Below are 11,308 nucleotides of genomic sequence, written 5' to 3' on the forward strand. Positions count from 1 at the left end.
GCGGCGAACAGTAGCTATTTGACGCGGAGTCCTCACGTACGGATATGGACGAGGAAACTCGCGATGCGGCCAAGCGACGGGCGAGCGAGAGTGCGGTCGAGGCCGTCAGCGATGGCGACGTCGTCGGCCTCGGCAGCGGTTCCACGGCCGAGCACGCCATCCGCATCCTCGGCGATCGAGTCGAGGAGGGGCTGGATATCGTCGGCGTGACGACCTCCTTTCAGGCTCGCGAGATCGCCATCGAGAAGGGGATCGACCTCACGACGCTGGACGAAACCGACGGCCACATCGACGTGACGATCGACGGCGCGGACCAGTTCGCCGGCCCCGACCTGATCAAGGGCGGCGGCGCGGCCCACGCCCGCGAGAAGATCGTCGCGAGCGCGACCGACAGCCTCCAGATCGTCGCCGATCCGACCAAGGAGACCGACGTGCTGGACACCGTGGTCCCCGTCGAGGTCCTCCCCGACGCCCGGACGACGGTCGCGAATGCCATCCGCGAGATGGGCGGCGAACCCGAACTCCGGTGGGCCAAGCGCAAGAGCGGCCCCGTGGTGACTGACAACGGGAATCTTCTCTTCGATGCCGACTTCGGCGCGATCGACGATCCCGAGGGACTCGCGACGGAGATCGCGACGATCCCCAGCGTGGTCGAACACGGGATCTTCCCCGGCTACGCCGACGCCGTTCACATGGGGACTGAGGACGGTGTGACCGTCTTCGAGTACTGAACTGATTGATTTACGCCCGGCCGCCGGCCCACCGCACGCCGGCCCCGAGCAGCGCCCGCGCCTCTCCTTCAAATGACGACCGGAAGTGCCCGAGCGCGGTATAGAAGGACCGCCCGTCGCCGTAGGGTTTCACCCACGCGACCGGCATGTCCCCCAGATCGGGGTGATCCATCCGCGCGAGGACGCGCACGTCGCCGGTGACGACCTCGTAGGGTTCGTCGTAAGCCTGGAAGTCCTCGCGGTTGATTGTGATCGGGTGGTGGGAGTCGACGATCCGGACGTCGAAGACCTCCGGCTCGGGATGCTGGATGAATCGCCCGCCGATGAGTGCCTCCAGTTCGGGGTTTGGCTCCTCGCGCTCCCCGACGACGTCGTCGGGGTCTGCGGGCACCGTGGTCGTCAGCGCCGCTGCGCCGTGGACACCGGCATACCCGCCCCCTCCCTCGACGAACTCGAGCAACCCTGACAGCTGGGCGTCGGTCATCTTGCTGTCGGTCGTGTAGTCGATGAAGACGTCGTACTCGCTGTCGGGCAACGTCGCGAGTCGCTCGCGGTCGGTCGTGCTCTCGGCGTCGATACCTTCGGCCGAAAGCGCCGACTCGATGTGCGGACCGAGTTCCTCGATGTCGTGGAACGGGAACGCCGTGCCGCCGAGCAGGAGTGCCTGGAGGTCTCGCGTCATCGGTCTGCCCCCGCGTGATCGTGTACAGTCATCGTCCGTCGCAGGATTTCGGTCGGCACGCACAAAGAAACGCCGGTCGTGTGGGGATCGAGTTCATAGAATGTATTGCAAGCTAACTATACCTACCTGTGTGTTGATAGTGTCTGACTGTAGGCTGCTATGTCAGCTACTCTTTGGCCAATCCGTCCGAGAAAGATTTTTCATTCCTACGTGCGTAGGGTTGGATATGGGGAAACCAGGCCCGAATCCGGAAGTCGTCGCCGAGGACGTACTCGAAGTCTTCCGCGATCGTGCTGACGATAGCGAGCCGCTTACCGCCCCGGAGATCGCGGACGATCTCAACTGCTCGCGGCGGACAGTGCTCGACCGGCTCCACGAGCTGGCGGAGCGTGGCCACATTACGAGCAAAAAGGTCGGTGGGCGAAGCCGTGTGTGGTGGGTTCCGGACGACAATGCGTCCGCACACGATTTCCCGGCGGACGATCCGCTGTTCAGCGGCGAGCCATTGCTTTCTCCTGACGACCCGGTCGACGAGACCGAGATCGACGACGTTCTCTACAGCGAGGGCTGAGACGTGTCGCGGACTGTTGCTCCCGGCGCGATACCGCTTTTTATCGACACCGGTGCGTTTTACGCCCGGTTCGTAGGGACGGCACAGCGCCACGACCGCGCCACCGCGGTGTTCGAAGCGATCGGCACCGGGGAGGTTGCGTATCGGCCGCTGTATACCTCGACCTACGTCCTCGACGAACTGGCGACACTCATCCTGAGCCATCGGGACCACGACGCTGCGACCGCCGCGCTCGAGCGCGTTCGCGAGTCACCGACGACCGTCATCCAGCCGGACCGGGCGGACTTCGACCGGGCCTGCGAGGAGTTCGCACGCTACGATGATCACGAGATCTCACTCACGGACCACATGAGCGGTGTGCTGGCTGCCGATCGAGATATCGAGCACGTGTTCACGTTCGATCCTGATCACTTCCGAACGCTTGGGTTCACGGCCGTTCCCGACGACACCGGCGAGAAATTTTGATCCACCCACCGAAAATCGACGCAAACTTAAATATCGGTAGGCCGTAGCACGGAGTGAGTGACCGGAACAGACCGATCTACCGACGGGGCGCTCGTCGTCAAGCGGGTCGACGAGGGGTCCGCCGACACGACCGAAATCAAGCGACTCGCCGACGCCGCGGGCTACGACGTCCTGGCGACGCTCACCCAGACGCGGACCGAGGACCCCGCCTACCACGTGGGGGAGGGCAAGGCCGCCGAGATCGCCGATGAGATCCGCGCTCGCGACGCAACCGTCGTCATCTTCGACAACCAACTCGGGCCCTACCAGACGTACAACCTCGGCACCGAGTTCCCCGAGGGCGTCCAACTCCTGGATCGGTTTCGGCTGATCCTCGAAATCTTCGGCCAGCGCGCCCAGACCCGGAAGGCCCAGTTGCAGGTCGAACTCGCGGAACTCCGGTACGAACTCCCGCGGGCGGAGGCCAAGGCCAGCCTCGCCCGGCGCGAGGAGCATCCGGGGTTCATGGGGCTGGGGGAGTACGACGAGAGCCGCGAGCAGGACATCAAAAACCGGATCTCCCGGATCCGCGACGAACTCGAGAAGATCGAGCGGACCGACGAACACCGTCGCGAACAGCGCCGGGAGTCGGGCTTCGATCTCGTGGCGCTTGCGGGCTACACCAACGCGGGCAAGTCGACGCTGCTCCGCCGGCTGGCGGAAGATCTGGACGTCGACGAGAACGAGGGCGTCCATCCTGACCTCGACGAAACGGCCGCGTCAGAGGATCGACTGTTCACGACGCTGGGAACCACGACCCGCCGGGCCGACTTCGATCGCCGGGACGTGCTCGTGACCGACACGGTCGGGTTCATCTCCGACCTCCCACACTGGCTGGTTGAGTCCTTCAAGTCCACGCTGGGTTCGGTCTATCAGGCCGACCTCGTGCTGCTGGTGGTCGACGTGGGCGAGTCCGTCGAGTCGATCCGCGAGAAACTGGTCACCGCCCACGACACGCTCTACGAGCGCAACGAGGCCCCGATCCTGACCGTCCTCAACAAGATCGACACCGTCGAGGCGGCGGAACTCGACCGCAAGCGCGAGGCCCTCTCGGCGCTCGCGCCGAATCCCGTCGCCGTCAGTGCCAGGACCGGGGAGAACGTCGACGCGCTCCGCGAGCGGATCGACGAATCATTGCCGGCCCTCGAACGCGAGCGCCTCGTCCTCCCGATGACTGACGACGCGATGAGCGTCGTCTCCTGGATCCACGACCACGCCCACGTCGAGGATGTCGACTACGGCGAGGAAGTCGTCGTCGAGTTCGAGGGTCGGCCCGCTGTCGTCGAACAGTCACGAGCGAAGGCGAGCGATCTCGTCCCCGCGGAGTCGGCGTCCTGAGTTTGGTTTTCCGCTCAGCTGTCATCGCGCTCGCGTTCGAGTGCCCGCTCGCGGAGTCGCCGGCAGCGGTCGCTGTCGACCGTCAGATCGGGAACCGACACGGGGGCCCCGTCCTCGTCGATGGCGACGAAGACGAACCGGGAGTTCGTCGTCGGCTCACGCTCACCCGTCCGGGGGTTCTCGCGGGCGGCGTCGAGTGCCACCTTGACGCTGGTTCGACCTGTCTCGTAGGCGTAGGATTCGATGATCACGGTCTCGCCGGTCGGGATCGGCCGGTGGAAGCTCATCTGATCGATCGAGGCCGTGGCGCAGGGCTCGTTGGCGGCGCGCATCGCCGACATCGCGCCGAGTTCGTCCATCCACTTCATGACGTTGCCACCGTGGACCGTGCCGTAGTTGTTTGCGTGGTTGGGCTGGACGCGCCAGCGGTTCTCCAGGTAGGTGTCGCTGATCGTCGGCATGGGTCGGTTTCGGGCCAGCCAGATGTTGATTCTATCGACCGGCTGTCGACGCGCTCAGGGCTGTTCGTCCCACATCGCGGTCGGCACGCGATCCAGCAGGTCACTCGCGACGAGCCCGTATCCCCGCTCCTCGACGACGAGATCGCCTGCCCGGCCGGTGACGTACGCGCCGAGTGACGCCGCCGGATGCGGATCGAGCGTCGCCGCGAGCGCACCCGTGACGCCCGCGAGCACGTCGCCGGTCCCGCCAACGGTCATGCCGGGGTTGCCGGTCCGACTGACTCGCGTCGATTTGCCGTCCGAGATGATATCTGCTGGCCCCTTCACGAGCAGCGTCGCGTCGAGTTCGGCCGCCAGATCGGCGACGTTCTCGGCCCGCGTCTCCCAGTCGGCCGCGTCGTGGCCGCCCATGCGCTCGAACTCGCCCCGGTGGGGCGTACAGATCAGGGTCGCCCCGGTCTCAACGTCCGGGACGACCCGGAGGGCGTCGGCGTCGACGACTGCGGTCCCTTCAAAGTCCGCGAGGAACGCCTCGACGGCAGAAAGCGTCGCCTCGCCGGCACCCAGTCCGGGCCCGAGGACCACGCTGTCGTGGTCGGTTGCCAGGTCCAGCAGGGGGTCGACGGCGGGTTCAGTGAGCTGGGTGCCGTCGAACGGCCGGACGATCAGGTCCTCGCTGTAGCCCTGCACTTCGTCGGCGATGGCGGCCGGGACGGCGACCCGGACGAGATCAGCGCCCGCCCGAAGTGCCGACTGGGCCGCGAGTGCCGGCGCGCCGGTGTAGGGCCCGCCCCCGATCACCAGCACCTCGCCGAAGTCGCCCTTGTGACTGTCCGCGGGCCGCGAGAGCCGAAGGAGATCGCCGCGTTCGACGAAGTACTCCGCGCCGGGCGGGACGCCGATGTCGGCCACCTCGAGTGGCGCGTCGAGATCGGCAAGTCCCGGCTTGGACTTGTGGAAGGTGACAATGCGGTCCGGTCGGACGGCATCCTCGGCGAGCGTTCCTGCGGACGCGTCGAGGCCGGAGGGGACGTCGAGACTGACGACCGTCGCGTCGGCGGCGTTGATCGCGTCGGCGGCAGTGGCCACTGGCTCCCGGAGCGCACCCGAGATCCCCGTTCCAAGCATCGCGTCGACGATCACGTCCGGGTCCGAGAGATCGAACGCCGTCGAGTCGCTGATCGTCCGGGTTTCCACGGTCGAGCGCTCGAGAGCGTTCCAGTTCTCGCGGGCAATGTCGGTCCCGATGTCGTCGGGATCGCCCAGGAGTGTGACGCGACAGTCGTACGCGCCGAGGAACCGTGCCGCGACGAGCGCGTCCCCGCCGTTGTTGCCACGGCCGGCCACGATCTCGATCCGATCGTCGGCGTCGGCGACATCGCGGATCACTCCAGCGGCGGCGTTGCCGGCCGATTCCATGAGTTGTTTCCGGGTTACACCCAGCGCGGCGGCATTTGCGTCGACGATGGCGATCTCCCGGCCAGTGAGTTCGCTCCCGAAGGTCATGGCCGGGGGTTCGAACGCTCGGCGGTTAACAGTTCAGCATTATCAGCGATTGAAGGTGGATCCGGGTGCTTTTCGGCGTCGATGAGCAACTATGCCGTGCATGCCGCTGATGTCAGATGACGACTTCTCCATCCACGACGACGACTGCGAGAAGCAAGAGAGCGGCTGGATGCCTGTCTCGGATCTGCCGGACGAGGTCACCTCCATGGACGACCTCGACTGTGCGTGCTGGGAGGAGTACGATTCGATCGCCGAGATTTGATCGGCCGCCGGGCCGCCATTCGACGGTCACCGCCTGATCTCGAAGCCGTCCAGTCCCTGGGGCTCCTCGTGCGTCACCTCGACATCGTCCACCCGGGCCGCCGGACTGCCCTCGTGACAGAACTCGACCATCGCGTCGACTGCCGACTCGCTCCCCTCGAAGACTGCCTCGACGCGGCCGTCGGGCAGGTTCTTCACCCAGCCGTCGACGCCGTGCTCCTCGGCTGTGTCGCGGGTCGTCGCCCGGAAGAAAACGCCCTGTACGTTGCCGGAGACGTGGACGTGTGCGCGAACTTGATCACTCATGTGCTGCAGTTCGGACGCCGAGGCAAAAATGCTACTCCCGGGTGTCGTCTGTCGTCCTCACTCAGTCGACCCGCCGCCGTTACGGAGATGATGAAAGACGTACGTCTGGGCGTAGCCGGCGTACTGCCCGCCGAAGCGCTCCCGAATCGCCCGGGAGGTCTCGGCGTAGGAGCCCCGGTCACATTCAGGGTAATACTCCTCGATCGTCGACCGGATCCAGGTGTCAAGCGGGACCGCCTCGACGAATCCCAGCGAGAACAACAGCACGCAATCGGCCACTTTCTCGCCGACGCCGACGAACCGGGTGAGATACTCCCGGGCGTCTTCGTATGCCAGGTCCGTCGCCTCCTGGGGGTGGGCCGTCCCCTCCGCAACCATCTCGGCCGTCCGCTGAACGTACGGAGCGCGATAGCCCAGGCCGAGGTCCCGGAGGTCCCCTTCCGTCGCCTCGGCGAGTCGTCCGGGCGTCGGAAAGGCATGGTACTCCTCCCCGTCGAAGGTGATCACCTCGCCGAAGCGTTCCTCCAGCGCGCGCTGCATCTCGTGAATCCGGCCGATCCGCATCTGGGCCGAGCAGATGAACGCGATCAACGTTGCAAACGGGGGGTCTTGGACGAGACGGAGCCCCCAGTAGCGGTCGAAGGCGGCTTCGAGCAGTGGGTCCGCAGGTGTTGCGTCCCTGATCTCCGCGAGGTCGTCATCCAGTCGGAGGCGTCGTCGGAGCGTTGCTTCCGCCTCGAAACTCGCTTCCCACTCCAGCCGATCGTCGACTTGCCGGACGCGAACGATGTCGTGGTCCCCTTCGCTCAAGCCCCCGTCATTGTCGATGACTGTCGCGTACCACGCGTCCCCACCGTACGCATTGCTGGTTTCGTACATCTGGCCGTCCAAACGCGTCCAGCGAAAGCTCTGGCCGCTCTCCACTGTCGACTGGAGATCGAACGCGACCGACGAAAGCGACAGCGTCCCGCGGTTCATACCACCGCTCCGGGCGAGTCACCTTTGTCCGTTTCGCGTTCGACCGGCCTAACCTTCTTATCAGAGGCGTGCAAAGTTGTTCACATGAACTGTCGAGTTGTCGTCGAAGCGGCTGTGCCCGTATACGACGTCGAAACCGCAGACGAGGCCGTACGCATCGCCATCTCGAAGACGGGGGAGATGCTCAATCCGGATCTCAACTACGTCGAGATCAACATGAGCGGGCGTCACTGTCCCCACTGTGGCGAGGAACTCGACCCCGCCTTCATCGCCGCCGACGAGAGCCTCGTCGCCCTCGAACTCGAGATGACGGTGTTCAACGTCGAGCGTGACGAACACGCCGCCCGTATCGCTCGCAAGGAGATCGGCCAGCGCCTCGAAAACATCCCGCTGGAGATCGTCGAGATCGAGGCGATCGAAGACGAAGCGGACGACACTGACGAGGACGGTTCTGACGAGAGCGAACCAGTCGAGGAAGCGTCGACGGCCGTCTCGGAGACTGCCGGGGACACTGATACCGATCCCGTGGCTGAGGACGACCGGGACGATGACGTCCTCCCGGAATTCGAGGAACTGATCGACGAATAACCCGATAAGTACAGCTGACTCCGACGCAGCTTCCTCGACAGTCACACGACGACTCGATTTTGCGGATGGCGACACGATTCACGATCAGCAACGCAGTCGCTGGCGAACGTGAGACGCCGAAAACTGTCGGGGCGCTTCCCAGCAGAGTCAGTCAGCAGTCGCGGAGACGCGCTCGGTGTCCGTCGTGGACTCCATTTCTCCGGTGATGCCCTCGGCGAGAGCGAACACGGCCGCCTTGTGGTCCGTCTTGGACTTGTGGATCGACGTCGGCTTCACGCCGAGTTCCGTGTATCGCTGGTGGTCGACTTTCGTGTCGAGTGTTTGTTCGTAGTGATCGCGTACCTGCGCAAGCAGCCCATGGAGATGGATGAGCTCCTGCTTTTTCATGGTCACTCAATCGTAACGACTGGAGGGTTATAGTAGTATCCTGAGTACTGTTACCACACTTCTCTGGTAGCGAGGGCGTTCCTAACGGTTGTTTTCGATGGATCTGTGGAGACGACCGCACCCCGATCGGCGATTCGAGACGTATCAATTATCATGATAATTCGGCAGCGGTCCAGTGGGGCGGTCAGTCGTCGGCCGACACGGCACGCCCCGTGCTGGGGGCGTTTCGCACCGGTTTGAAAGATTTTTATTCGATCGTAGACGACGTAGGGATATGGACTACGATGACATGCTCGATCGGGCGATCGAGGACACGCCGGACATCGAGTCGGGGGCCGACCGGTTCGACGTGCCCGATCCGGACGTTCGCCAGGAGGGGAACATGACGGTATACGAAAACTTCCAGGCGACGACCCGTCGGCTCGGCCGTGAGGACGAGCACGTGATGAAATTCCTGCAGGACGAACTTGGGACCAGCGGTCACATCGACGAAAGCGGGCGCGCCCGGCTCACCGGCGAGTTCAAGCAGCGCCGGATTCAGGCGGCGCTCGACGCCTACACTGAGGAGTTCGTCATCTGCTCGGAGTGTGGCCTTCCGGACACGCGGCTCATCCGCGAGCAGGGTGCAATTTTGCTCCGGTGTGAGGCCTGTGGTGCGCGGTCCGCCACCAGCGGGTAGCTCCGATTTTCGAACGGACTGTTCCCGCCCGACACTGGACGGTACTCAGCGAAGCTCTCGCAGCGTTTCGAGATCGCGGTCGGTCCGCATGAACTCGGAGAGCCGGCGCTGTTCCGCACAGTCGGGGCACGTGAAGAGTTCCTCGGGGGCCGGAAGATCGCGCGGCGTCGATTCCCACTCTTTGCGACACTCGGGACAGACGAGTCTGACGTACGCTTCCTCCATCGATGGGTGTGTATGACACACCTACGGAAATAAGGTTTGTTGCTCCCAACGGGGGAACCCGCGCCGACTGAAGGATTGCTCGACGGTGATCAGGCACCTGCGTGTCGGTCGATCAGGCTCCTGTAGTGACTCTGGTCGCGGACGCCGACGACCTGTTCGGCGACCTCGCCGCCGGCGAAGACGACCACCGTCGGGACGCCCCGGACCTGGTACTGACTCGCCAATTCCTGGTGGGCGTCGACGTCGACTTTGGCGACGGCCGCGTCGGTCTCGGCGGCGAGTTCCTCGACGATCGGCTCCAGCATCTTGCACGGTCCACACCAGTCCGCATAGAAATCCACCATGACGACGTCGTGGGTCGCGACGACCTCGTCGAAGTCGTCGATGCTGTCGACGTGAATCGGTTCGTTCGGGGCTGTCGTCGGCGCTGAATCGTCCTGTTGCATGAGTTGCTCTTTCTTGCGTTGTTTGATCGTCTCGATATCGTCTCCGCCGGTCATAGCATCCGCCGATAGGCCCCACCGATGCTTAAGTGTTGTGAATAGACCATACAATACCGATGTGAAGCTCGTTCCCCATCTAGCGGGTGATTTCCCGTCAGATCCGTGCCTGTATTGGCCCGTAAAGATCTGTTACGTCTATGATGTGACGGGTGGTCGGGCCCCGAAACTCCCTCCGTTGCAGTGTTAGAGTGATGCACAGCACTCACAACACTTTTGAACGCGCTTCGCCTAGACGGGGCTACGAATGGCAGAGTCGATCAACGAGTACCTCAAGCAGGACATGGAGTGTGAGGGGTTGCTCGAATGCATCCACGGGCTCAAGGAACTCGATAAGGAGGTGTTTGTGACCCTGACTGATACGACGGAGCCGATGACTATCGACGAGATCGCCGACGCCGTCGATCGGGAGCGCTCGACCGCGTATCGAGCAGTCCAGCGCCTCCTCCAGTCGGGCTTCATCCAGAAGGAACAGGTCAATTACGATCAGGGTGGGTACTATCACGTCTACCACCCGACGGACCCTGATCAGATCGCGGATAAGATGCAGCGGACGCTCAACGACTGGTACGCCAAGATGGGCCAACTTATCGGCGAGTTCCGCGAGAAGTACGACCCAGAGGCGGCGGTCGATCCGGCGGCTGACAGCTAGTCACGACGGTTGGATTGTGATCCGCCTCATCTTTCATGTCGGTCACGCTGACCGTTTGTGCTTGCCGGCGACCGACGGATGTTTGTAGTATGGGCCGGTTGACACGACCAGGTTACCCGTCGGATGGCTCGAACGTACTACGATGTCCTCGGCGTCGAGGAATCGGCCTCAACTGCCGATATCGAGGCTGCCTACCGCGAGCGGCTCAAGGAGACCCATCCCGACGTCACGGACGATCCCGACGCGACTGACACAGTGCAGGAAGTCATCGACGCCAGGGACGTGCTGACTGACGAGGCCGAGCGTGCCCGTTACGACCGATTGGGCCACGAAGCGTACGTCTCCGGTGATCCCACTGGGACGGCGTCTGCATCGGCAAGGGAGTCCACGGACGAGGGGGCAGGGGAAACGCACTCCGCCGCGTCTGCGCACAGCCAGTCCGACGGCAGTTCGACGTCCGTCGGCGATAACACACGGGTCCGATCCGGGTCACGTGACGCGACGCGAGGTCAGTCATCCACCCCTACCGACAGAGACCGGACGTGGGCACATGGGTCAGGGGGAAGGGTCACCCAGCCGGGCGATCCGAACACGGTCCGGTGGAGTCGCCTGTTCCCGCCGAACCAGTCGGTCGTCCTGCTGCTCGCGGCGTTCATCTGTTACCCTCCCTTTGTCCTTTTTAGCGTCTACCCACCGTTCCCAGCCGTGTTTAATCTCATCGTCGCCGCGTGTACGCTGGCGCTCGTGGGCTATCTCATCTCGCTGCCCGAGATCGGCGTGCTCGTGTTCGGCTTCTGGGGTCTCGTTACAGCCGGGTCCTTCCTGATCGGGTCGCTCGGCATGATCTCGCTGTCCGGCGTCCTTGCGATGACGGCGACCTGGCTCCCACTTGGCCTCTCGATCGTGGTATTTCGACTCATTCGACACTGACCGCGAGTC

17 protein-coding genes are annotated in these 11,308 nt (G+C 64.1%); 9 read left to right on the plus strand and 8 right to left on the minus strand.

Annotated features, from left to right (window positions below; all coding sequences use genetic code 11):
• The first annotated feature begins 44 nt into the window (after positions 1–44).
• Positions 45–731 carry a ribose-5-phosphate isomerase RpiA gene (gene rpiA / locus SVXhr_RS03955; RefSeq protein ID WP_275739656.1) on the plus strand — a complete coding sequence of 229 codons (687 nt, stop codon included), beginning with the start codon at positions 45–47 and terminating at the stop codon, positions 729–731.
• Positions 732–741: 10 nt separating this feature from the next.
• On the opposite strand, the gene SVXhr_RS03960 is transcribed toward rpiA, so the two are convergent.
• Positions 742–1,413, minus strand: coding sequence for a ThuA domain-containing protein (locus SVXhr_RS03960; protein ID WP_275739661.1), 672 nt, complete (start codon positions 1,411–1,413; stop codon positions 742–744).
• A 226-nt stretch (positions 1,414–1,639) separates the two neighbouring features.
• Between SVXhr_RS03960 and SVXhr_RS03965 the strand changes: the two genes are divergently transcribed.
• From SVXhr_RS03965 to hflX, 3 genes are read left to right on the plus strand one after another with little or no spacing between them, the layout of a single operon-like run.
• Positions 1,640–1,984, plus strand: coding sequence for an HTH domain-containing protein (locus SVXhr_RS03965; RefSeq protein WP_275739662.1), 345 nt, complete (start codon positions 1,640–1,642; stop codon positions 1,982–1,984).
• A 3-nt stretch (positions 1,985–1,987) separates the two neighbouring features.
• Positions 1,988–2,449 (plus strand): PIN domain-containing protein, encoded by a 462-nt coding sequence (locus tag SVXhr_RS03970; protein ID WP_275739663.1) that lies wholly within the window; start codon positions 1,988–1,990, stop codon positions 2,447–2,449.
• 57 nt (positions 2,450–2,506) lie between these two features.
• Positions 2,507–3,826, plus strand: coding sequence for a GTPase HflX (gene hflX / locus SVXhr_RS03975; RefSeq protein WP_275739664.1), 1,320 nt, complete (start codon positions 2,507–2,509; stop codon positions 3,824–3,826).
• A gap of 14 nt (positions 3,827–3,840) precedes the next feature.
• Here the strand turns inward: hflX and SVXhr_RS03980 are convergent, their stop codons facing one another.
• Both SVXhr_RS03980 and SVXhr_RS03985 read right to left on the minus strand, forming a co-directional pair.
• A complete protein-coding gene (locus SVXhr_RS03980; protein ID WP_275739665.1) occupies positions 3,841–4,287 on the minus strand; it encodes an acyl-CoA thioesterase in 447 nt (148 codons plus the stop codon).
• 54 nt (positions 4,288–4,341) lie between these two features.
• Positions 4,342–5,793 (minus strand): NAD(P)H-hydrate dehydratase, encoded by a 1,452-nt coding sequence (locus SVXhr_RS03985; protein ID WP_275739666.1) that lies wholly within the window; start codon positions 5,791–5,793, stop codon positions 4,342–4,344.
• 109 nt (positions 5,794–5,902) lie between these two features.
• Between SVXhr_RS03985 and SVXhr_RS03990 the strand changes: the two genes are divergently transcribed.
• Positions 5,903–6,055, plus strand: a complete 153-nt coding sequence (locus SVXhr_RS03990; RefSeq protein WP_020936015.1) for a hypothetical protein — start codon at positions 5,903–5,905, stop codon at positions 6,053–6,055.
• Between the two features lie 26 nt (positions 6,056–6,081).
• Here the strand turns inward: SVXhr_RS03990 and SVXhr_RS03995 are convergent, their stop codons facing one another.
• Both SVXhr_RS03995 and SVXhr_RS04000 read right to left on the minus strand, forming a co-directional pair.
• Positions 6,082–6,360 carry an acylphosphatase gene (locus SVXhr_RS03995; RefSeq protein WP_275739667.1) on the minus strand — a complete coding sequence of 93 codons (279 nt, stop codon included), beginning with the start codon at positions 6,358–6,360 and terminating at the stop codon, positions 6,082–6,084.
• A gap of 57 nt (positions 6,361–6,417) precedes the next feature.
• Positions 6,418–7,338: a DNA glycosylase gene (locus tag SVXhr_RS04000; RefSeq protein ID WP_275739668.1), complete on the minus strand. Its 921-nt coding sequence runs from the start codon at positions 7,336–7,338 to the stop codon at positions 6,418–6,420.
• An 84-nt stretch (positions 7,339–7,422) separates the two neighbouring features.
• Here SVXhr_RS04000 and SVXhr_RS04005 point away from each other — a divergent pair, with 84 nt between their 5' ends.
• Positions 7,423–7,926 carry a DUF555 domain-containing protein gene (locus SVXhr_RS04005; protein ID WP_275739669.1) on the plus strand — a complete coding sequence of 168 codons (504 nt, stop codon included), beginning with the start codon at positions 7,423–7,425 and terminating at the stop codon, positions 7,924–7,926.
• Between the two features lie 147 nt (positions 7,927–8,073).
• On the opposite strand, the gene SVXhr_RS04010 is transcribed toward SVXhr_RS04005, so the two are convergent.
• Entirely contained in the window at positions 8,074–8,313 is a 240-nt protein-coding gene (locus SVXhr_RS04010) for a UPF0058 family protein (RefSeq protein ID WP_275739670.1), read from the minus strand.
• A 274-nt stretch (positions 8,314–8,587) separates the two neighbouring features.
• Here SVXhr_RS04010 and SVXhr_RS04015 point away from each other — a divergent pair, with 274 nt between their 5' ends.
• On the plus strand, positions 8,588–8,992 hold the full coding sequence (locus tag SVXhr_RS04015) for a translation initiation factor IF-2 subunit beta (RefSeq protein WP_275739672.1): 405 nt from the start codon (positions 8,588–8,590) through the stop codon (positions 8,990–8,992).
• Between the two features lie 45 nt (positions 8,993–9,037).
• Here the strand turns inward: SVXhr_RS04015 and SVXhr_RS04020 are convergent, their stop codons facing one another.
• Entirely contained in the window at positions 9,038–9,217 is a 180-nt protein-coding gene (locus tag SVXhr_RS04020; RefSeq protein WP_275739674.1) for a hypothetical protein, read from the minus strand.
• 89 nt (positions 9,218–9,306) lie between these two features.
• Positions 9,307–9,717 carry a thioredoxin gene (trxA, locus tag SVXhr_RS04025; RefSeq protein ID WP_275739676.1) on the minus strand — a complete coding sequence of 137 codons (411 nt, stop codon included), beginning with the start codon at positions 9,715–9,717 and terminating at the stop codon, positions 9,307–9,309.
• 247 nt (positions 9,718–9,964) lie between these two features.
• Between trxA and SVXhr_RS04030 the strand changes: the two genes are divergently transcribed.
• Positions 9,965–10,369 carry a helix-turn-helix domain-containing protein gene (locus SVXhr_RS04030; protein ID WP_275739679.1) on the plus strand — a complete coding sequence of 135 codons (405 nt, stop codon included), beginning with the start codon at positions 9,965–9,967 and terminating at the stop codon, positions 10,367–10,369.
• A 123-nt stretch (positions 10,370–10,492) separates the two neighbouring features.
• Positions 10,493–11,299 carry a DnaJ domain-containing protein gene (locus SVXhr_RS04035; RefSeq protein ID WP_275739680.1) on the plus strand — a complete coding sequence of 269 codons (807 nt, stop codon included), beginning with the start codon at positions 10,493–10,495 and terminating at the stop codon, positions 11,297–11,299.
• Positions 11,300–11,308 lie beyond the last annotated feature (9 nt).

Origin of the sequence: Halorhabdus sp. SVX81 (assembly GCF_029207715.1) — an archaeon.
In the GTDB taxonomy this organism is placed as follows: Archaea; Halobacteriota; Halobacteria; order Halobacteriales; family Haloarculaceae; genus Halorhabdus.

Excerpts from the sequence above, each read along its gene's own strand:
- rpiA (WP_275739656.1), top strand. The coding sequence starts at position 45 with ATGGACGAGGAAACTCGCGATGCGGCCAAGCGACGGGCGAGCGAGAGT.
- SVXhr_RS03960 (WP_275739661.1), bottom strand. The coding sequence starts at position 1,413 with ATGACGCGAGACCTCCAGGCACTCCTGCTCGGCGGCACGGCGTTCCCG.
- SVXhr_RS03965 (WP_275739662.1), top strand. The coding sequence starts at position 1,640 with ATGGGGAAACCAGGCCCGAATCCGGAAGTCGTCGCCGAGGACGTACTC.
- SVXhr_RS03980 (WP_275739665.1), bottom strand. The coding sequence starts at position 4,287 with ATGCCGACGATCAGCGACACCTACCTGGAGAACCGCTGGCGCGTCCAG.
- SVXhr_RS03985 (WP_275739666.1), bottom strand. The coding sequence starts at position 5,793 with ATGACCTTCGGGAGCGAACTCACTGGCCGGGAGATCGCCATCGTCGAC.
- SVXhr_RS03990 (WP_020936015.1), top strand. The coding sequence starts at position 5,903 with ATGTCAGATGACGACTTCTCCATCCACGACGACGACTGCGAGAAGCAA.
- SVXhr_RS03995 (WP_275739667.1), bottom strand. The coding sequence starts at position 6,360 with ATGAGTGATCAAGTTCGCGCACACGTCCACGTCTCCGGCAACGTACAG.
- SVXhr_RS04000 (WP_275739668.1), bottom strand. The coding sequence starts at position 7,338 with ATGAACCGCGGGACGCTGTCGCTTTCGTCGGTCGCGTTCGATCTCCAG.
- SVXhr_RS04005 (WP_275739669.1), top strand. The coding sequence starts at position 7,423 with ATGAACTGTCGAGTTGTCGTCGAAGCGGCTGTGCCCGTATACGACGTC.
- SVXhr_RS04010 (WP_275739670.1), bottom strand. The coding sequence starts at position 8,313 with ATGAAAAAGCAGGAGCTCATCCATCTCCATGGGCTGCTTGCGCAGGTA.
- SVXhr_RS04015 (WP_275739672.1), top strand. The coding sequence starts at position 8,588 with ATGGACTACGATGACATGCTCGATCGGGCGATCGAGGACACGCCGGAC.
- SVXhr_RS04020 (WP_275739674.1), bottom strand. The coding sequence starts at position 9,217 with ATGGAGGAAGCGTACGTCAGACTCGTCTGTCCCGAGTGTCGCAAAGAG.
- trxA (WP_275739676.1), bottom strand. The coding sequence starts at position 9,717 with ATGACCGGCGGAGACGATATCGAGACGATCAAACAACGCAAGAAAGAG.
- SVXhr_RS04030 (WP_275739679.1), top strand. The coding sequence starts at position 9,965 with ATGGCAGAGTCGATCAACGAGTACCTCAAGCAGGACATGGAGTGTGAG.
- SVXhr_RS04035 (WP_275739680.1), top strand. The coding sequence starts at position 10,493 with ATGGCTCGAACGTACTACGATGTCCTCGGCGTCGAGGAATCGGCCTCA.